Origin of the sequence: Halomonas sp. LES1 (assembly GCF_031846005.1) — a bacterium.
In the GTDB taxonomy this organism is placed as follows: domain Bacteria; phylum Pseudomonadota; class Gammaproteobacteria; order Pseudomonadales; family Halomonadaceae; genus Halomonas.
The window spans coordinates 192,464-212,770 of sequence record NZ_JAVRGC010000004.1 but is presented as its reverse complement, the minus strand read 5'-3'; the positions used below and the strand labels follow the sequence as shown (position 1 = coordinate 212,770).

Annotated in this window: 17 protein-coding genes; 16 read left to right on the top strand and 1 reads right to left on the bottom strand. The window is 63.7% G+C overall.

The window, feature by feature from the left end:
• Position 1: 1 nt before the first annotated feature.
• From narI to RM463_RS11260, 9 genes are all read left to right on the top strand, one after another.
• Positions 2–685, top strand: a complete 684-nt coding sequence (gene narI, locus RM463_RS11300) for a respiratory nitrate reductase subunit gamma (protein WP_299234582.1) — start codon at positions 2–4, stop codon at positions 683–685.
• Between the two features lie 22 nt (positions 686–707).
• Complete coding sequence (locus RM463_RS11295) at positions 708–1,529, top strand: peptidylprolyl isomerase (protein WP_311430092.1); 822 nt, start codon at positions 708–710, stop codon at positions 1,527–1,529.
• Between the two features lie 115 nt (positions 1,530–1,644).
• Entirely contained in the window at positions 1,645–2,250 is a 606-nt protein-coding gene (gene moaB, locus RM463_RS11290) for a molybdenum cofactor biosynthesis protein B (RefSeq protein ID WP_311430091.1), read from the top strand.
• On the top strand, positions 2,247–3,497 hold the full coding sequence (glp, locus tag RM463_RS11285) for a gephyrin-like molybdotransferase Glp (RefSeq protein ID WP_311430090.1): 1,251 nt from the start codon (positions 2,247–2,249) through the stop codon (positions 3,495–3,497). Before moaB ends, glp begins: the two co-directional genes overlap by 4 nt.
• On the top strand, positions 3,457–4,200 hold the full coding sequence (locus tag RM463_RS11280; RefSeq protein ID WP_311430089.1) for a Crp/Fnr family transcriptional regulator: 744 nt from the start codon (positions 3,457–3,459) through the stop codon (positions 4,198–4,200). The genes glp and RM463_RS11280 overlap by 41 nt, the downstream gene beginning before the upstream one ends.
• An 85-nt stretch (positions 4,201–4,285) precedes the next feature.
• On the top strand, positions 4,286–5,257 hold the full coding sequence (locus tag RM463_RS11275; protein ID WP_311430088.1) for a GlxA family transcriptional regulator: 972 nt from the start codon (positions 4,286–4,288) through the stop codon (positions 5,255–5,257).
• Positions 5,258–5,490: 233 nt separating this feature from the next.
• Positions 5,491–6,699 carry a M24 family metallopeptidase gene (locus tag RM463_RS11270; RefSeq protein ID WP_311430087.1) on the top strand — a complete coding sequence of 403 codons (1,209 nt, stop codon included), beginning with the start codon at positions 5,491–5,493 and terminating at the stop codon, positions 6,697–6,699.
• 64 nt (positions 6,700–6,763) lie between these two features.
• Positions 6,764–7,522: a creatininase gene (locus RM463_RS11265; RefSeq protein WP_311430086.1), complete on the top strand. Its 759-nt coding sequence runs from the start codon at positions 6,764–6,766 to the stop codon at positions 7,520–7,522.
• Positions 7,523–7,605: 83 nt separating this feature from the next.
• On the top strand, positions 7,606–9,294 hold the full coding sequence (locus RM463_RS11260) for a BCCT family transporter (RefSeq protein WP_311430085.1): 1,689 nt from the start codon (positions 7,606–7,608) through the stop codon (positions 9,292–9,294).
• A 137-nt stretch (positions 9,295–9,431) separates the two neighbouring features.
• Here the strand turns inward: RM463_RS11260 and RM463_RS11255 are convergent, their stop codons facing one another.
• Positions 9,432–10,295: a LysR family transcriptional regulator gene (locus RM463_RS11255; RefSeq protein WP_311430084.1), complete on the bottom strand. Its 864-nt coding sequence runs from the start codon at positions 10,293–10,295 to the stop codon at positions 9,432–9,434.
• A 262-nt stretch (positions 10,296–10,557) separates the two neighbouring features.
• Here RM463_RS11255 and RM463_RS11250 point away from each other — a divergent pair, with 262 nt between their 5' ends.
• The 7 genes from RM463_RS11250 to RM463_RS11220 all read left to right on the top strand — a co-directional run bounded on the left by RM463_RS11250 (position 10,558) and on the right by RM463_RS11220 (position 20,201).
• A complete protein-coding gene (locus RM463_RS11250) occupies positions 10,558–12,018 on the top strand; it encodes a sodium:solute symporter family transporter (protein ID WP_311430083.1) in 1,461 nt (486 codons plus the stop codon).
• Between the two features lie 186 nt (positions 12,019–12,204).
• Complete coding sequence (locus RM463_RS11245; RefSeq protein WP_311430082.1) at positions 12,205–13,242, top strand: GlxA family transcriptional regulator; 1,038 nt, start codon at positions 12,205–12,207, stop codon at positions 13,240–13,242.
• 285 nt (positions 13,243–13,527) lie between these two features.
• Complete coding sequence (gene glyA / locus RM463_RS11240; protein ID WP_311430081.1) at positions 13,528–14,847, top strand: serine hydroxymethyltransferase; 1,320 nt, start codon at positions 13,528–13,530, stop codon at positions 14,845–14,847.
• 38 nt (positions 14,848–14,885) lie between these two features.
• A complete protein-coding gene (locus RM463_RS11235; RefSeq protein ID WP_311430080.1) occupies positions 14,886–16,136 on the top strand; it encodes a sarcosine oxidase subunit beta family protein in 1,251 nt (416 codons plus the stop codon).
• Positions 16,137–16,148: 12 nt separating this feature from the next.
• Positions 16,149–16,523, top strand: a complete 375-nt coding sequence (locus tag RM463_RS11230; protein WP_311430079.1) for a sarcosine oxidase subunit delta — start codon at positions 16,149–16,151, stop codon at positions 16,521–16,523.
• A complete protein-coding gene (locus RM463_RS11225; protein ID WP_311430078.1) occupies positions 16,520–19,558 on the top strand; it encodes a sarcosine oxidase subunit alpha family protein in 3,039 nt (1,012 codons plus the stop codon). The genes RM463_RS11230 and RM463_RS11225 overlap by 4 nt, the downstream gene beginning before the upstream one ends.
• On the top strand, positions 19,551–20,201 hold the full coding sequence (locus RM463_RS11220; protein ID WP_311430077.1) for a sarcosine oxidase subunit gamma family protein: 651 nt from the start codon (positions 19,551–19,553) through the stop codon (positions 20,199–20,201). The genes RM463_RS11225 and RM463_RS11220 overlap by 8 nt, the downstream gene beginning before the upstream one ends.
• Positions 20,202–20,307 lie beyond the last annotated feature (106 nt).

The window sequence follows — 20,307 nt, the reverse complement described above, 5'->3', positions numbered from 1 at the left end:
CATGTTTTCCGAATATCTGCAACACCTGATCTACGGCTACTATCCGTATCTGGCCGGTACGGTGTTCCTGGTCGGCAGCCTGCTGCGTTACGACCATGGGCAATACACCTGGAAGACCGGCTCGAGCCAGATGCTCACCTCGAAGAACATGCGTCTGGCCAGCAATCTCTTCCATGTCGGCATCATCGTGATCTTCTTCGGCCACCTGTTCGGCATGCTGACCCCGCACTGGGTCTACGCGCCCTTCCTGCACGCCGGCACCAAGCAGCTGATCGCCATCATCGTCGGCGGGGCAGCAGGCATCGCCTGCCTCGTGGGTGGGGCCATGCTGCTGCATCGCCGGATCACCAATCCGCGGGTCAAGGCCTCCTCGAGCCTCATGGACACCGTGATTCTCGGCCTGATCGTCTTCCAGGCGTTCCTGGGCCTGGTCACCGTCATCTTCTCGTTGGGTCATCTGGATGGCGCGATGATGCTGACTCTCTCCAGCTGGGCACAGTCGATCATCTTCTTCAGCGGCGGCGCGGCGGACTACATGGCCGAGGTCTCCTGGATCTACAAGATTCATATCTTCCTGGGGATGACCATCATTCTGCTGTTCCCCTTCTCGCGCCTGGTCCATGTGTGGAGCGTGCCCTTCGGCTACGTGACCCGTCGTTACCAGCTGGTGCGCAAGCGGGGCTGAAACGGTTTCGAGGAAAAAAAGCATGCAAAAGATCGATATCGAGATGATTCCCGGGGGCGCGAGCCCCCCTCCCATCCGGGTCGGCGAGGCCACCATCGCGGAGGCCGACATCGCCCAGGAGATGCAGTACCACCCGGCGGACAGCGCCGGTACCGCCCAGCTCAAGGCCGCCCGTGCCCTGGTGGTGCGCGAGCTGCTCCGCCAGCGCGCCGCCGCCCTGGGCCTGGCCGATGCCGACGGTACGGACCTCGACGAGGATGATGCCATCATCGCCGCCCTGCTGGAGCAGGAGCTGGACGTGCCCGAGCCCTCGGAGGAGGACTGCCGGCGCTTCCACGCCACCCACGCCGAGCGCTTCAGTGAGCCGACGCGGCTGCAGGTTCGCCATATCCTGCTGGCTGCGGCGCCGGATGATGCCGAGGCCCGGGATGCCGGCTATCGTCTGGGCGAGAAGCTCGTCAAGGAGCTGGGCGAGCATCCCGAGCGCTTTACCGAGTTTGCCCAGCGTCACTCCGCCTGTCCCTCGAAGGAGGAGGGCGGCGAGCTGGGCTGGCTGGCCCCGGGCCAGACCGTGGCCGAGCTCGACGATGCCCTGCATCGCCTGCCCGAAGGGCTCCATGATCGGCCGCTCGCCTCGCGCTACGGCTGGCATGTGGTCAGCATCGATGCTCGCCAGGGGGGGCGAGAGCGCCCCTATGAAGAGGTGGCCGAGCATGTGCGCCACAGCCTGCGCGAGCAGTCCACCCGCCGCGCCCTGCGCCACTATCTGATGGCGCTTAAGGCGGAGATCGGCGTCGAAGGCGTCAGCCTCGACGACGAGAGCGGCAGCGCCCTGATGCAGTAAACCCCTCCCTCGAGATCCTGTCGCTCCACCGGGCGGCAGGATCTTGCGCTTTCTTGATGCCCGTCACTTCCCCCCCACCCCGCTCCGCCGCACCATGGCCGGAAAGGAGGCCCTCATGTCCCATGTTTCTGCCAATACACCCTTTGCCCCTCTCGGCATCGCCGTGCTGACCGTCTCGGACACCCGCGGCTTCGCGGAGGATGGCAGCGGTGATCTGCTTTCCGCGCGCCTGACCGATGCCGGCCATACCCTGGTGGAGCGCTGCATCGTGTCCGACAATATCTACCGCATTCGGGCAGTGGTCTCGAAGTGGGTGGTACGCGATGACATTCAGGTGGTGCTGGTCAACGGCGGCACCGGTTTTACCACCCGCGATACCACCCCCGAGGCACTGGCCCCGCTGTTCGACAAGGCGGTCGATGGCTACGGCGAGCTGTTCCGCCATCTGTCGCTGGCCACGATCGGCACCTCCACCATTCAGTCCCGCGCCGTGGCGGGGCTGATCGACCGCACCCTGGTGTTTGCCATGCCCGGTTCGCCCAGGGCCTGTGCCACCGCCTGGGACGGCATCCTGCTCGAACAGCTCGATGCCCGTACCCGGCCCTGCAACTTCGTGGCCATGGTGCTGCCACGTGCTTCGAGTTGTGCCAGCCGCCAGCCCGAGACGGCGCCTGGCGAGGCGCTGAGCGAGACGCAAAGCGGCGAGGAGATTGGCGCATGAACTGCGGCTGTGCGGAGGTGATCACCCCGGGGCTGGTGGACCTGTTCGACGCGCGTGAGCGCATGGCCGCCGCGGCCCGTCCGGTGGCAGGGCTCGAGCGGGTGGCACTGGAGGAGGCCGAGGGGCGTGTGTTGGGTGAGGCGGTCGCCGCCGCCCAGGATCTGCCCGGCGTCGATAACAGCGCCATGGACGGCTATGCCCTGCGGCTGGCCGAGCTGACCCCCCGTGGCCTGCCGGTCATCCAGCGCGTCCCCGCCGGTGCCGGCGTGATGCACCTCCCCGAGGGAGGCTGCGCGCGTATCTTCACCGGCGCCCCGGTACCCATCGGTGCCGATGCCGTGGTGCCACAGGAGAAGGTGCGTCTGGATGCCGAGGGCCGGGTGCATGTCGAGGGAGGCCTCTCTCCGGGGGGCAATATCCGCCGCCAGGGCGAGGAGAGTCGTGTCGGCACACCGCTGCTCGCCTCGAACACTCGTCTCGAGGCCGCCGCGATAGCCCTGCTGGCCAGTCATGGCATCGCCGAGGTAACGGTGAGGCGCCGGGTGAGGGTCGCGCTGCTCTCCACCGGCGACGAGCTGATCGAGCCGGGCCAGCCGCGTGCCCCGGGCCAGGTCTTCGACAGCAACCGCGCGATGCTCAAGGCGCTGATGGCCCACCAGGGCATCGAGCTGATCGATATCGGGGTGGTTCTGGATGATCCTCATGAGCTGCATCGAGCCCTGGAGCGGGCCCGCGACGAGGCCGATCTGGTAGTCTGTAGCGGTGGTGTATCGGTGGGCGAGGAGGATCATGTGCGCCCGGCCATCGAGCGGCTGGGGGGCATCGTCTTTCATGGGGTGGGGATCAAGCCTGGCAAGCCCTTCGCCCTGGGCTTTCTTGGCGAATCTCTCGACGCCGGCACACCGCTGGTCGCCCTGCCGGGCAATCCCGTGGCCTCGCTGGTGGGGTGGCAATTCCTCGCCCTGCCGCTGCTGCAGGGGCGCCAGGGCATGACGCCGCCGCCGCTGCAACGCTTCCCGGTCAAGGCCGGCTTTACACGACGTGGCCCGTGCGGGCGCCGCGAATTGCTGCGTGTCGTGATCGACTGGAGTTCCGGCACACCGGTGGCGCAGCTGGCCGGTGGGCAGGGGTCGCATATGCTGAGTGCCGCCAGCCAGGCCCATGGCTACCTGCTGGTCGACGCGGATACCGATGTGGAGGAACACCATGCCTATGGATACTGCCCAGCCGCCCAGTTCGGCCGCTGACCTGCTGTTCAAGCCGCGCCAGCTGCGTGATCTGGTCCGCGGTGTGCCGTGGCTCGGTGCGCTCTCCGACGCGGAGGTCGAGGCGCTGCTCGAGGATTGCGAGCCGCGTACCCTGGCCAGCCGCGAGTGGCTGTTTCGCCAGGACACCCCTGCCGAGTGGCTGCATATCGTGATCAGCGGGGCGGTACGGCTGGTGCGCGGTGCCGGCGACGGTCGGTTGGCCACCATCCGCTGCGTGGAGCGAGGGGGCACCCTGGGTGAGCTGAGCATGGTCTCCCGAGAGGGCGTCTATCTCTACTCCTCCGAGGCACTGCGCCGAACCCATGTGCTGTCGATCCCCGCCGAGCGCTGCCGCGAGGCCATGGATCGCCACCCCGAATGTCGCGCCGAGTTCATGAGTCGCCTGGCGCTGGAGCTTACCGACCGCCTCGAGGACATGGCGCTGCTGACCCAGGGCGATGCCATGTCGCGGCTGGTCAGCTATATCCTGCGCCAGCTACCATCGGGGCGAAGCAATGAGCCGCGGGTGGTCCGCCTGACCATTCCCAAGCGCTGGCTGGCCGCCCAGCTGGCGGTGACCCCGGAAACCCTCTCTCGGCTGCTGGGCAAGCTGCGCGACAGCGGCGCCATCAATATCGATCGTCAGCGGCTGACCGTGCTCGATGAGCAGAAGATGCGCGATCTGATGGTGGTCGACGAGTAAGCCCAATCCAGAAGGGCGGCTAGGCATTGCGGCAGGTGAGAGGGGTGGCGAATGAGAGAATCGGCGGCTGACGAGAGGGGAGAGCGTGCGACTGGAGTACACGGGCCCGTTGCCCGAGCAGGTGGGGTTTCTGCTGCTGCCGCAGTTCTCGATGATGGCGTTCTTCGCCGCGGTGGAGCCGCTGCGTATCGCCAACCGCATCAGCGGTCGGCCACTGTTCGACTGGACGCTGATCAGCGTCGATGGCGAGCCGGTCACCGCCAGTAACGACATGACCCTGCTCGTCGACTGCGCCATCGACGAGGTTCACCATCTTCCCTCCCTGGCGGTATGTAGCGGCTTCGAGCCCGAGGCCTACCTCGGTCGTCCGTTGATGGCATGGCTGCATCGGCTCGACCAGGCCGGGGGTGCCCTGGGGGGGCTGGATACCGGCTGTTTCCTGCTCGCCGCCGCCGGCCTGCTGAAGGGCGAGCGGGTCACCCTGCACTGGGAGAGCCTGCCCGTCTTCCATGAGCGCTTCCCCGCCATCCCCACCTCCGATGAGTTGTTCGAGCTCGGCGAGCGGCGCTTCTCCTGTGCCGGCGGGGCCGCGGCCATGGACATGGCCCTGGCGGTGATCGCCCGGCGCCACGGTACGCGGCTGGCCATCGATGTCTCCGAGCAGCTGATCCACGAACGGTTGCGCAGTCGCGGCGATCAGCAGCGGATGACCCTGGCGCGACGCCTGGGGACCCATAACCGTCGCCTGGTGGAGGCGGTAGCGCTGATGGAGCGTCACCTGGAAGCTCCCCTGTCGGTGGCGGATATCGCCCACCGCTGCGGTGTCTCCTTGCGACAGCTGCAGCGCCTCTTCGAACGCCACCTCGCCACCACGCCGCGGAGCTGGTACCTGGGCCTGCGCCTGGAGCGTGCCCAGCACCTGCTGATCGAGACCGACATGGATGTACTCGCCATCGGTCTGGCCTGTGGCTTCTCCTCCGCATCCAGCTTTTCGCGGGCGTTCAGCGAGCGCTATGGCCACTCCCCGCGGGAGGCACGCCGGCAGGGCTCTCAATAGCAGTTCCCTGATCCCTTTTCTTTCGTCAACTATCTGAATATAAAACGTATTTCGCTCGCCAATGGGGGCATTTGCACTAGTCATTGGTGCAACGGAAGGTGTCTGGCCATAGTCATTCCTACCAGCAGTAACCCGTACTACATGGCAAGCGAGGGGCGTCCCGATACCGGCATCAGAGGCCGGAAACGCCTGGCTGGTATGACGATTCCGTTGACACAAGAGGAGATAACAAGATGCAACTGCCGTCACTGATCGAGATCCCCAACGGCGAGAAGGTGGTACCGACGTTCTCCGATAACGAGATGAAGGGGCGCCTCGCTCGCCTGCGCGAGTACATGGCGAAGAACGAGGTCGAGGCTGTCGTGCTGACCTCCTATCACAACATCAACTACTTCAGTGACTTCGTCTACTGCAAGTTCGGCCGTGACTACGGCCTGGTGGTGACCCAGGACAGCTTCACCACCGTGACCGCCAACATCGACGGTGGCCAACCCTATCGCCGCAATCGTCTGGGCGACAACATCGTCTATACCGACTGGCAGAAGGACAACTTCTTCAAGGCCGTCAAGCAGCTCTGCGAAGGCAAGCGTCGCGTCGGCGTCGAGTACGATCACATGACGCTGCAGAACAAGCAGAAGCTGGTCGATGCGCTGGGTGATGTCGAGCTGGTCGATGCCGGCGTGCCCACCATGCAGATGCGCATGGTCAAGTCCGACGAGGAGATCGCGCTGATTCGCCAGGGCGCTCGTGTCGCCGACGTGGGCGGCGTTGCCGTGCGCGATGCCATCTACGCCGGCGTGCCGGAGTACGAGGTGTCGCTGGCCGGTCAGGCCGCCATGGTGCGCGAGATCGCCAAGACCTATCCCAACAGCGAGCTGATGGATACCTGGGTGTGGTTCCAGTCCGGTATCAACACCGACGGTGCCCACAACCCGGTGACCAGCCGCCGCGTGCAGCCCGGCGATATCCTCAGCCTGAACACCTTCCCGATGATCTCCGGCTATTACACCGCCCTGGAGCGCACCATGTTCCTCGGCCATGCCTCCGACGAGCACCTGCGACTGTGGGAGGTGAACTGCGAGGTTCATCGCCGTGGTCAGGAGCTGATCAAGCCCGGCGTGCGTTGCTGTGACATCGCCCATGAGCTCAACGAGATCTTCGCCAAGCACGACCTGCTCAAGTACCGCACCTTCGGTTACGGCCACTCCTTCGGCACCCTGAGCCACTACTACGGCCGCGAGGCGGGTCTGGAGCTGCGCGAGGACATCGAGACCGTGATCGAGCCCAACATGGTGGTCTCCATGGAGCCGATGATCACCGTACCGGAGGGTCTGCCGGGTGCCGGTGGCTATCGCGAGCACGACATCCTGGTGGTCAACGAGCATGGGGCCGACAATATTACCGGCTTCCCGTATGGCCCGGAGCACAATATCATCAAGTAAAGTTTTAACGAAAAGGGGGAGCTCTGCTCCCCCTTCTTGACGATAGCGTGCGGGGAGAGACGAGATGAGCAGTGTCAAGATAGAGAACCTTGACTGGGTAACCTACAAGTCGCTGACGGAAAATGGTCAGTGCAGAATCATTCTCCCGGTGGGGGCCATCGAGCAGCATGGGCCTCATATGTCGCTCAATCCCGATGTGCTGATTCCCAGTCATATTGGCGAGAAAGTGGCGGAAAGAAGCAACAATATGCTGGTAGCGCCCGCCATCAGCTATGGATACAAGTCACAGGTGAAATCCGGGGGAGGCAACTTTTTTCCCGGCACGACCTGCGTGTCGGGCGCTTCGCTTGAGAATTATGTTTTCGATGTGCTTCAGGCCTATGTCAACCATGGAAATCGAGAATTCATCCTGATAAATGGCCACTTCGAGAACTCCATGTACCTCTGCGAGGCCGCCGACAGGCTGGTCAACAAGTGCAAGGGCGAAGGTATTTCGATCAAGATCTATCTGCTCTCCTACTGGGACTTCATCAGCGAGGAGACCATCGAGAAGGTGTTCCCTGACGGCTTCACAGGCTGGGCCGTTGAGCATGGCGGTGTGCTGGAGACGTCGATCATGCTCAAGCTTCACCCCGAGCTCGTCGACATGTCGAAGGCCGTCGACGTGGAGCCGGCCACCTTCCCTCCCTACGATGTCTTCCCCCCCGACCCTTCCTGGGTTGCACCATCCGGGACCCTGTCTTCTCCGCTCAATTCGACGCCGGAGAAGGGAGAAATGATCCTTGAGGAGTGTATATCGGGAATCGTATCTCACTTGAACTGATTCACTGTCATGGGCTTCGAATTACCCTCGGGGCCCTGAGATGTCAGGGATGATGCCAAGTACAATAATAGCGAGGTATCAAGATGTCAGATAAAGAACCGGTCACGATCCCACGGTTCACGGGACGAGACCTTCCCCCCTTCGGGCGACTGGTCATCCAGTTTGCGCCTCCCATCGCCATCATTGCGTTGATCCTGATGGTGCTGGGTAACCCCGATGGCGTGGCTTCGGTCATCTTCGACATGAGGACCTATGTCACGGGTGGCTTCACCTGGCTGTTTATCCTCTATTCGCTCTTTGCCGTCGCGGTATGCGGCTGGCTGGTGTTCAGCAAGGTCGGAAGCCGGGTCAGGCTGGGCGGCCCCAAGGCAAAGCCCGAATACAGTAACTTCGCCTGGTACTCGATGCTGTTTGCCTGTGGTCAGGGGATCGGCCTGATCTTCTGGTCGGTGGCCGAGCCCATCATGCTGCGTGACTCCAGCCCCGTCTTCGAGGCAATGGAAGGCAATGTGGCGGGCGGTGGTATCGTCTGGGCCTATTTCCACTGGGGCTTCACCGCCTGGGCCATGTACTGCGTCGTGGCGGTATGTCTCGCCTACTCGCACCACAATCTGGGCAAGACCCTGACCTTCCGCGAGGCGACGGTGGATCTGCTGCCGCGCTGGGCGCGTGGCGGTGCCGGCGTGGTCGTCGAGCTGCTGGCGATCATGGCAACCATCCTGGGGCTCTCTACCTCCTTTGCCTTTGCGGCAATGCAGTTCACCGCGGGTCTCACGTCATTCACCGGTGTGACCTCGGGGCCCACCATCTGGCTGTTTGTCATCGTGGGCCTGGGTACCGCCGCGGCGATCTCGGCCTTCTTCGGCATCAGCAAGGGGATGCGCCTGATCAGTGAGACGAACTCGATCCTGAGTGTCGTGCTGGTGGTGGCCGCCTTCATCTTCGGCCCGACGCTGTTCATCATCTCCAATATCACCCAGACCTTCGGCTCCTACTTCGCGAACTTCGTTTCCATGAGCTTCTGGACCGATGCGCCGAGCACGGCCGAGCCGCTGACCTCCTGGCAGCAGAGCTGGAATGGCTGGTGGACCGTCTTCATCTGGTGCTGGGTGATTGCCTTCTCCCCCTTCGTGGCCGGCTTTATCGCCAGGATCTCGCGGGGTCGTACGCTGCGTGAGTTCGTCATCGGTGTCACCATCATTCCCTCCTTTATCGTCATGCTCTGGATCGGCGTTCTCGGTTCCGCAGCGATCTATTACGACGACAAGAGTGGCCGTGGCATCTCCGATGCGGTGAATGCGGATGTCGCCAGCGGGCTGTTCGCGATGCTGGAATCCATACCGGTGATCGGCAGCTTGCTGCTGGTGGTGGCGACGGTACTGGTGGCGACCTACTACGTGACATCGCTGGATGCCGGCACCTATGCTCTGGCGGACTTCGTTTCCGCACCGAAGCGTGCAGGCGCCTGGTTTCGCGTGGTCCTGGTGCTCAGCATTGGCGCGGTGGCGACGGTACTGCTCACCCTCGGGGGCAGTGGGGTGGTCGATACGGTCCAGACCGGAACCATCATCGGTGCCTTCCCCTTCTCCATCGTGATCATCCTGATGATCGTGAACACCATACGTCGCCTGCGCAGTCGCGACAGGGCGACCAGGGAGCTGGAGAAGGTGGTCAACGACCCCGATCCCAATGTGGAGCTCAAGGTCAGCGAGGAGGGGAATGTCCGAACGGTATCCGCCGGCGAAATGAAACCCGGGGTGTCGAGCTCCTGATACCCGACTACCCATCACACCTCTCAATAAGCTCGCTTGGCGATAGGGTGGTGGGTAGCCTTTAGCAGAAGGCAGGTGGCCCGACAGCGATAACGATCGCCTGTCGGGCCGCCTGCCTTCTGTGGTTTCGTGGCGGACTAGATATTGGCGATTCCCGTCCTCAGGAAATCGAGTACATGGCGGGAGGCGATATTCAACTCCGGTTCCTTGTAGTAAAGGCCGATGCAGACGCGCTCCAGGTCAGGGAGCGAATCCGTGTTGACGGCATGCTTGAGGTGGTCGGGAATGACGGAGCTTGCCATCGCGGTGATGCCGAGTCCCTCCTCCACGGCAGAGAAGATGCCCAGCAGGCTGGTGCTGGTATACATGAAACGATAGGGGTGTGCCTGGCTCTGCAGTGACTCTTCCATGATCGAGCGATAGACGCACCCTTGGGGGTAGGCAATCAGGGGGAGAGGGCTATCGGCGCCGCTGACCAGATGATCCTCCCTGAAGACCCACTCGAGCTTTTCCAGGCGGTAGTCACGAGAATCCCTGTCTTCATTCTCCTTCTCGCGCTCCATGGCCATGGCGATATCGTAGTGCCCCTTCTGGTAGCGCTGGAGGATGACCTTGCTGATCTCGCAGTCGACCTCGACGATGATATTGGGATAGACGCGCGACAGTTTTCGTAGCGCCTTGGGCAGGAAGGCCAGCTCGAAGTCGTTGGGAATCCCCAGGCGGACCTTGCCCGAGATATTCTCGCCCCTCACCTTGGCGATGACCTGGTCATTTATCTCCAGTATCTGCCTGGCTGCCTTGTAGAGATACTCCCCATCCTCGGTGAGCTCCAGGCTGGAACCTCTGAGGAAGATCTTGGTGCCGAGGATCTCCTCCAGCTTCTTGATCTGGAGGCTGATGGCGGGTTGTGATCGGCCCAGTAGCTCGCCAGCGCTGGTAAAGCCACCGAGATCCTTGATGGTGACGAAGGTCCTCAACAGGTCGGTGGGTATATTAGTCATTATTGGCCCATTTCGATATCTGATGTGTGTATTGAGTATACAAATTGGCGCCTTCCATGTACGGAAAATACCTTGAAGGTGCAAAAACGAAAACACCGCAACGCTGCTGCCACACCAACAACAAGAGGTACAAGCATATGGATTCCTGGGTGTTGACCACCTTCCTGATACTGACACTCTACATGCTGGTCCATGCCGGCGCCGCCTATCTGCGGAGAGAGCTGAAAAGAAAGTCCACCAATGGATCAGCGAGGCGGTAATCATGGATTCCTACAAGCTGTTCAACTGGGGACTTCTGTTCCTCACCTTCGGCCTGATGATCTACCTGGGGTTTCTCTCGTCCAGGATGATGAAGAAGGGCGATGAAGGAGGCTTTCTCGTTGCCGGGCGTTCACTGGGGGCCTTCGTCGGCGCCAGTACCATCGTCGCCACCGGCTTCAGTGGCTGGGGATTCATGGGTTCACCGGGTGTTACCTATCAGTTCGGCGCCATCGAGGTGCTGGGGAACTTCTTCTTCGCCCCGGCGATGATGATCGCCGTACTCTATTTCGCGAGCTTTTTGCAGCGCAAGGCCATCGACATGGGCAGCAACACCATTCCCGAGTATATCGCCCAGATTCACGGCGGCGGCACCATGGGCCGGCTCGTGCAGGGGGTTGCGGCGCTTATCACCATCCTGCTGCTGCTGGTGTTCCTGACCAGTCAGATCAAGGCCGTTGGCCTGCTGGGAGCCAGCTGGCTGGGCATCGAGCTGACCCAGAGCGCCCTGCTGATGGTCGGCGTCATCATCCTCTACACCATGCTGGGCGGCCTCGCCGCGGTGGCCTGGACCGATACCGTGATGGTCTGCGGCATGTCGGTCGCCGCCGTCATCATCATGATACAGATCTTCACCTCGATAGACCTGGGCGCCTGGGAGGCCTCGCTCGATGCGATCGACCCCGAGCTTCTGAATCCTAGCACCGGGGCCCATTATGGCGACAGCCCGGCGACGGTGTTCCTGGTACTGCCCTATGCCTTCCTGTTTGCCGCGGTCCTCCCGTTCATGGCGATACGCTTCCTGGCCTTCAAGCCGGAGGTCAAGCTGCACAAGGCGGGTGTGTATGTGGCGATCATCGGGGCCCTGCTGAGCCTGGTGCCAATCGTGGGTCTCTATATGCGGGCGCAGATGCCGGAACTGGCCGATCCTGACAATGCCATGCCGGCCTATCTCGAACACTTCATGCATCCGGCACTTCAGGGCTTTATCACCCTGTTTATCCTGTTCGCCATGAAGTCCACCGCGAACTCGCTGCTGCATACCGTGGCCTCGGCGACCTCCCATGACCTGCGACTTGCCCTGTTCAAGGATCTTGTCCATAGCCAGCGGCTGGTGCTGTGGGTCAATCGCCTGGCCGTCGTGGCTCTCGGTGTCGTCGCCCTGCTGATGATGCTCTACGCGCCGCCCTTCATGCTCTCCTGGCTGGGGATCCTCGGCACCGGCACGCTGCTGGCGAGCATGATCGGTCCGGTGTTCATCTCCACCTTCTGGCAGGGCTCTGCCTGGGGCGCACTGGTCGCCATGCTGGCTGGCTTCGGTACCAGCGGCTACATGATGCTGTTCGCCGATGTGGGCTGGCTGATCGGGCCGCTGACGGGCTGCGTGGTCTCCTCGATCTGCTACGTGGGTGTGTCGCTGATAACGCCTCGTGCCCGGCTGAATGGTTCGATGGCTCGCATCTAAGCGTGTTTGTCCCATGTCCTGGCGGCGCCCGCAGATTCTGCGGGCGCCGCTGTTTGTGGTGTATTCGTGATGTAGATGCGGGTAAGGCTGCCTGGATGGTTGCCTCGTGATCTGGCGGGGTAGAGTGGAGCCTGGGCCTTGATCATCCTGGCGGCTTGTTTCGCCCCCCAGACCTGGACACAGCCAATGAGCACACACCTGGCAGGCGAGCCCCTCACCATCGGCTTCGTCCTGCTGCACCGCTTTACACTGATGCCCTTCGCCGCCTTCGTCGACTGCCTTCGCCTGGCCGCCGACGAGGGCGACCGCAGCCGGCAGCTGCGCTGTCGCTGGACCTTCATGGCCAGCAACAGCGAGGCGGTGCTCTCCAGCAGTGGTGCGGCCATTTCGCCCTGTGAGCCTTTCAGCGACCCGAGAGAGTTCGACTATATCGTGGTCGTGGGGGGCGTTCAGGCGGAGGGCGACCGGCAGGATAGTGCTGCCCTGGCCTACCTGCGTGAGGCGGCCGGTGCCGGGGTTCCGCTGGTGGGGCTGTGTACCGGGGTGTTCGCGCTGATCCAGGCTGGCCTCATGAAGGGACGGCGCTGCTGCGTCAGCTGGTATCACCACCGCGACCTGGTCCAGCGCTTTCCGGCCATCGAGCCGGTGGCCGACCGACTGTTCATCGATGACGGAGACCGGCTCACCTGTGCCGGCGGTGCGGCGGCGGCCGACCTGGCGGCCTATCTGATCGAGCGTCACCAGGGCAAGGCCTGGGCCATGAAGAGCCTGAATATCATGCTCCTCGACGAGGCGCGAGCCGGGACCCACCCTCAGCCTCAGCCGGTGGTGTTCGGCAAGATCGAGGATCGCCTGGTTCGCCGCGCCATTGCGGTGCTCGAGCAGCACCTGGGGGAGGCGCTGTCGATGGAGGCGCTGGCCGAGCGGGTGGGCACCTCGCGCCGTAACCTGGAGCGGCGGTTTCGCGATACGCTCGGCGTCAGCCCGCTCAAATTCTCCCGAGACCTGCGTCTGCGTTACGGCCTCTGGCTGCTGCACTACACCGGCAAGAGCATCACCGAGATCGGCGAGCGCTGCGGCTTTGCCGATACCGCCCACTTCTCGCGCCACTTCCGCACCGCCTTCGACGCGACGCCATCGGAGATGCGCAAACGTGCCGGTGAGCCGGGTAGTGACCGGGTCGACCCCTTCTTCCTGCATATCGACGGCCGGCCCGTGCCTTGAGCCCTCGGCCACCCTCCCGGTTTTTCGCCCCCTCACGCTTTCGGTAAGCACACCGCAGCCTGCCGTTTCCCGCCGCTCAAGCGGTGGCCAGTCTGCCTCGGCGTTCAGGAATTCTGTCGCATCTGTTCAATCCCTCCTCGCCGCAGTCGTCTTTAATCGAGTGGTATGCCAGACACGCAGCGTGGTGGTTATCCACGCATAAGGATTTCAAATTTTTCCTTCTGATGGGTAGGCGATAGATTCGAGGTACACCCTGCCCGACATCGATAACAACAGGAGCCAGTCATGAACCAGGTAGGTCTCGCCAACTTCGATTCCCAGATCGCCGCCGCCATCGCCGATGAGGTGGCCCGCCAGGAGGCTCATGTCGAACTGATCGCCTCCGAGAACTATGCCAGCCGTGCGGTAATGGAAGCCCAGGGCACCCAGCTGACCAACAAGTATGCCGAAGGCTATCCCGGCAAGCGCTACTACGGCGGCTGCGAGCATGTCGATGTGGTCGAGCAGCTGGCCATCGACCGCGCCTGTGACCTGTTCGGCGCCGACTATGCCAACGTTCAGCCACACTCCGGTGCCCAGGCCAATGCCGCGGCGTTCATGGCGATGGTCAAGCCGGGCGACACCATCCTCGGCATGAGCCTGGCCCACGGTGGCCACCTCACCCACGGCGCCGCGCCGAACTTCTCGGGCAAGCACTACCATGCCGTGCAGTATGGCCTGAATCCGGAGACCGGCGAGATCGACTACGAGGAGGTCGAGCGCCTGGCACGCAGCCACAAGCCCAAGCTGATCATCGCCGGCTTCTCCGCCTATGCGCGCGTCGTCGACTGGCGCCGCTTCCGCGCCATCGCCGACGAGGTGGGCGCCTGGTTCATGGTCGACATGGCCCACGTGGCCGGCCTGATTGCCGCGGGTCATTATCCGAGCCCGGTTCCCCACGCCCATGTGGTCACCACCACCACCCACAAGACCCTCCGCGGCCCGCGCGGTGGCCTGATCCTCTCCGCCACCGGCGATGCGGATCTCTACAAGAAGCTCAACGGGGCGGTCTTCCCGGGCCAGCAGGGCGGCCCGCTGATGCATGTCATCGCCGCCAAGGCGGTGGCCTTCAAGGAGGCCATGAGCCAGGAGTTCGTGCAGTACCAGCAGCGCGTCATCGACAACGCCCGCGCCATGGCCGGCGTGTTCCTGGAGCGTGGCTATGACGTCGTCTCCGGCGGCACCGATGACCACCTCTTCCTGGTCTCGCTGATCAAGCAGGGCGTCACCGGCAAGGACGCCGATGCGGCACTCGGCCGTGCCCACATCACCGTCAACAAGAACGCCGTGCCCAACGACCCCCAGAGCCCCTTCGTTACCTCCGGCCTGCGCATCGGCACCCCGGCGGTGACCAGCCGTGGTTTCGACGAGACCGAGTGCGCCGAACTGGCCGGCTGGATCTGCGACATCCTCGACGTGCTGGCCGACCAGGAGTCGACGGAGTCCGTGGAGGCCCAGGTGCGCGAGAGGGTGGCCAAGCTCTGTGGGCGTCACCCGGTCTATGGCGACGCTGCCGCCACGGGTCACCAGACTCCCACCCAGGCCGATGCCGCGTCAGCGGTCTGATCGCCTTAACGAATCAGCAGCGGATTCAGGAGAGAGACATGCAACGCTATTCAGGCTTCGGGCTGGCCAAGCACGCGCTCAGCCACCACGAGAACTGGCAGCGCCAGTGGCGCAACCCGACCCCCAAGAAAAAGTACGACGTCATCGTCGTCGGCGGCGGCGGCCATGGCCTGGCCACCGCCTACTACCTGGCCAAGAACCACGGCATCACCAACGTGGCAGTGCTGGAGAAGGGCTGGCTGGGGGGTGGCAATACCGCGCGTAATACCACCATCGTGCGCTCCAACTATCTGTGGGACGAGTCGGCACGCCTCTATGACCACTCGCTGGACCTGTGGAAGGGGCTGTCCCAGGACCTCAACTACAACGTGATGTTCTCCCAGCGTGGCGTGATGAACCTGGGGCATACCCTGCAGGACATGCGCGATATCCAGCGCCGGGTACATGCCAACCGGCTGAACGGCGTCGACAGCGAGGTGATCACCCCCGATCAGATCAAGGAGATCGTGCCGGTCATCGACACCTCCAAGCGCGCCCGCTATCCGATCCTCGGCGCCTCCTGGCAGAAGACCGCCGGCGTCGCGCGCCACGACGCGGTGGCCTGGGGCTTCGCCCGGGCCGCGGACGCCCTGGGGGTGGATATCTTGCAGAACACCGAGGTCACCGGCTTCAAGATTCGCGATGGCCAGGTGTATGGCGTGCATACCAATCGCGGCGATATCGAGTCCAAGACCATCGGTTGCGTCACGGCGGGCAACTCCGGCGTGGTGGCCAAGATGGCCGGCCTCACGCTGCCGCTGGAGTCGCACCCACTACAGGCGCTGGTCTCCGAGCCGCTCAAGCCGGTGCTCGACACCGTGGTGATGTCCAATCACGTGCATGGCTATATCAGCCAGACCGACAAGGGTGATCTGGTCATCGGCGCCGGTATCGACGGCTATCTGGGCTACGGCCAGCGCGGCAGCTACTCCACCGTGGAGCATACCCTGCAGGCCATCGTCGAGATGTTCCCGATCTTCTCGCGGGTGCGCATGAACCGTCAGTGGGGCGGCATCGTCGACACCTGTGCGGATGCCTGTCCGATCCTCTCGAAGACCAAGGTCAAGGGGCTGTTCTTCAACTGCGGCTGGGGCACCGGCGGCTTCAAGGCCACTCCGGGTTCCGGTCATGTCTTTGCGGCGAGCCTCGCCAAGGGGGAGATGCACCCAATCGCCGCGCCGTTCTCCATCGACCGCTTCAACACCGGTGCCCTGGTCGACGAACATGGCGCCGCCGGCGTCGCGCACTAAGGAGATAACAACATGTTCTATATCCATTGCCCTTACTGCGACGAATGCCGCGACGAAGAGGAGTTCGCCCCCAAGGGCCAGGCGCATATCGCCCGTCCCGAGGACCCCGAGTCCTGCACCGATGAACAGTGGGGTGCTTACCTGTTCTTTCGTAACAACCCGCGAGGTATCCACCACGAGCTGTGGGTGCATGCGATCGGCTGCCGCAAGTTCTTCAACATCACACGTAATTCGGCGAGCTACGAGATCCTCGAGACCTATCGAATGGGTGAGCAGCCTCGCTTCAGCGCCGAGCACCCCGAGGGCAAGCCCGCCGAGCAGGGGGCTGCCGTAAACGTCGCCGACGAGGCGGGAATGGTCGCAGGTCAGGAAGGAGTCAAGGCATGAGTCAGCCGAATCGTCTTCGCCAGGGGGGACGCATCGATCGCGCCCGCACCCTGAGCTTCACCTTCAACGGCAAGCGCTATCAGGGCCATGCCGGTGACACCCTGGCTTCGGCACTGCTGGCCAATGGGGTGGATCTCGTCAACCGCAGCTTCAAGTACTCGCGTCCGCGCGGCATCGTCGCCGCCGGTGCCGAGGAGCCCAATGCGCTGGTCCAGCTGGGCAGCACCGAGGCGGCCCAGGTGCCCAACGTGCGTGCCACCCAGCAGGCGCTGTTCGAGGGCCTCACGGCACAGAGCACCAACGGCTGGCCCAACGTGCAGCGTGATGTCATGAGCCTGGTCGGCAAGCTGGGCGGGCGCTTCATGCCGCCGGGCTTCTACTACAAGACCTTCATGGCACCGGCCTCCATGTGGATGACCTATGAGAAATACATCCGCAAGGGAGCGGGCCTGGGTCGCAGCCCGATGGAGAACGACCCCGATCGCTACGACCATCTCAACCAGCATTGTGACCTGCTGGTGGTCGGTGCCGGCCCCGCGGGTCTGGCAGCCGCGCTTACCGCCGCCCGTGCCGGCGCTCGCGTGATCCTCTGCGATGAGCAGGAGGAGATGGGTGGCTCGCTGCTTGCCAGCCGTGAGCTGCTCGACGATCAGCCGGCCGCCCAGTGGGCCGAACAGGTGATCGGCGAGCTGGCCGAGAACGACAATGTCACCCTGCTGCCGCGCACCACGGCCAACGGCTACCATGACCATCACTTCGTGACCCTGCACGAGCGGTGCACCGAGCATCTCGGTGAAGCCGCGCCGACGGTCGATGGATACCGGCTCTCGCGCTCACGCATGCATCGCGTGCGGGCGGGGCAGGTGCTGCTGGCCACGGGGGCCCATGAGCGCCCACTGGTCTATGGCAACAATGATGTGCCGGGCAACCTGGTGGCCGGTGCGGTCTCCACCTATATCCGCCGCTACGGCGTGGTACCGGGCAACAAGCTGGTGCTCTCCGTCAGCAACGATCATGCCTATCGTGCCGCCCTGGACTGGGATGAAGCCGGTCGTGACGTGGTGGCCATCGTCGATGCGCGCCGTCATCCGGATGGTGAGCTGGTCGAGCAGGCCCGGGCCCGTGGCATCCGCATCATCGAAGGCTCGGCGGTGCTCGAGGCCAAGGGCGACAAGCGTGTCAGCGGCGCCCGTGTGGCGACCATCGATGCCGCGGCCTTCAAGGTCACCGGTCAGGCCGAGCTTTTGGAGTGCGACACCATCGCCAGCTCCGGCGGCTACAGCCCGGTGATTCACCTGGCCTCTCATACCGGTGCGCGGCCCACCTGGGACGACGAGATCCTCGGTTTCGTGCCCAACCTGGTGAAGGGGGTGCACGCCGCCGGCAGCGCCCGCGGCGTGCATGACCTGGCCGAGGGCCTGGTCGATGGTGCGGCCAAGGCGAGTGAGGCGCTTGCCGCGCTGGGCAAGTCTGCCAGCGCCATCGAGCCGCCCCGAGCCGAGACCATTCGCGAAGGCGAGGCCTGTGCCCTCTATCAGGTGCCCCACGAGAAGCCGACCCTGCGTGCGCCCAAGCAGTTCGTCGACATGCAGAACGACGTCACCGCGGCGGCCATCGAGCTGGCCACCCGCGAGGGCTTCGAGTCCATCGAGCACGTCAAGCGCTACACCGCCATGGGCTTCGGCACCGACCAGGGCAAGCTGGGCAACATCAACGGCATGGCCATCGCCGCGCGCTGTCTCGGCAGGTCGATTCCCGAGGTGGGTACCACGGTGTTCCGGCCCAACTACACACCGGTCACCTTCGGCGCCATCGTCGGACGTCACTGCCGTGAGCTGTTCGATCCCGAGCGCTACACCGCCCTGCATCAGTGGCATGTGGAGCACGGTGCCGAGTTCGAGGACGTCGGCCAGTGGAAGCGCCCCTGGTACTTCCCACGCAAGGTCAACGGCAAGCTCGAGACCCTGGATGAAGCCGTGGCACGCGAGAGCCTGGCGGTGCGTACCGGCGTCGGCATCCTCGATGCTTCCACCCTGGGCAAGATCGATATCCAGGGGCCGGATGCCCGGGAGTTCCTCGGTCGCGTCTATACCAACAAGTGGGCCAAGCTGGCGCCTGGCCGGGTACGCTACGGCCTGATGTGCAAGGACGACGGCATGCTGATGGACGACGGTACCACCAGCTGCCTGGGCGAGAACCACTTCCTGATGACCACCACCACCGGCGGCGCCGCTGGCGTGATGGAGTGGCTGGAGTTGTGGCACCAGACCGAGTGGCCGGAGCTGCAGGTGTACTTCACCTCGGTCACCGATCACTGGGCGACCATGACCGTGACCGGCCCGGATGCGCGCAAGCTGCTGTCCGAGATCACCGATATCGATCTCGACCGCGAGCAGTTCAAGTTCATGGACTGGCGCAACGGCAAGGTGGCCGATGTCCCGGCGCGGGTGTTCCGCATCTCCTTCACCGGGGAGCTGGCCTATGAGATCAACGTGCAGGCCAACTACGCCATGCATGTCTGGAAGACCCTGTTCGAGCACGGCAAGAAGTATGACCTGACGCCCTACGGCACCGAGACCATGCACGTGCTGCGTGCCGAGAAGGGGCTGATCATCGCCGGTCAGGATACCGATGGCTCGGTGACCCCCGAGGATCTGGGCATGTTCTGGGCGATCGGCTATGACAAGCCCTTCTCCTGGATCGGCAAGCGCGCCCTGACGCGTCCGGATACGGCGCGCAAGGATCGCAAGCAGTTCGTGGGGCTCAAGCCCGTCGACCCGAAGGTGGTGCTGGAGGAGGGCGCCCATATCGTCGTCGACAAGGACCAGCCCATTCCCATGGATATGCTGGGTCATGTGACCTCGAGCTATTACAGCCCGAACCTGGAGAGCGGTTTTGCTCTGGCAGTGATCAAGGGCGGTCGGGACCGCATGGGCGAGAAGCTCCATGTGCCGATGCCGGACGGTCAGGCCCATGAGGTCGAGGTCGTCAGCCCCGTATTCATCGATCCCAAGGGAGAGCGTCAGCATGTCTGATATCACTTACGGCAAGGTTGCGACCTTCAACACCCATCCGGACGCCTCGATTCCCAAGGAGTCACCGCTGTCCGTGGCGTACAACACGGGCAGTGTGCCGGCCGCGACATCCGGCAGCCGAGTGCTGCTCAAGGAGCAGCCCTTCCTGGGCCATCTGATCCTGCGCGGCGGGGCCATCGTTCTCGATGAAGCCGTGCGCAAGGTGCTGGGCATCAGCCTGCCCGGCCAGCCCCTGGGGCTGGCGCTGGACGAAAGCGGCGAGCGCAGCGTTCAGTGGCTGTCGCCGGATGAGTGGCTGGTGATCGTGCCCGGTGGCGAGGAGCTCGACGTCGAGCAGCGACTGCGCGACGCCCTGGGCGATGCCCACTATGCCATCGTCGATGTCAGCGGCGGTCAGACCCTGGTCTCCCTGGAGGGGGAAAAGGTCCGCGAGCTGCTGATGAAGTCGACCAACTACGATGTCCACCCGAGCCACTTCCCGGTGGGCAAGGCGGTCAGTGTGGTGTTCGGCAAGTCCAGCCTTGTCCTGCGCCGTCCCGGCGAAGAGCGCTATGAGCTGGTACTGCGCAGAAGCTTCGCCGACTACCTCTATCGCTGGATCCTGGACGCCGGCGCCGAGTATGGCATTGGTGTGCAGCGTTAGGAGCCGGGCGGTGAGCAAGGCCGCTTCTTTGTTTGTTCTGCAGGATGGCTTGTTCCGCAAGGAGGCTTGTTCTGCAGGGATGCCTGTTGTTCGAGCTTGCTGCATC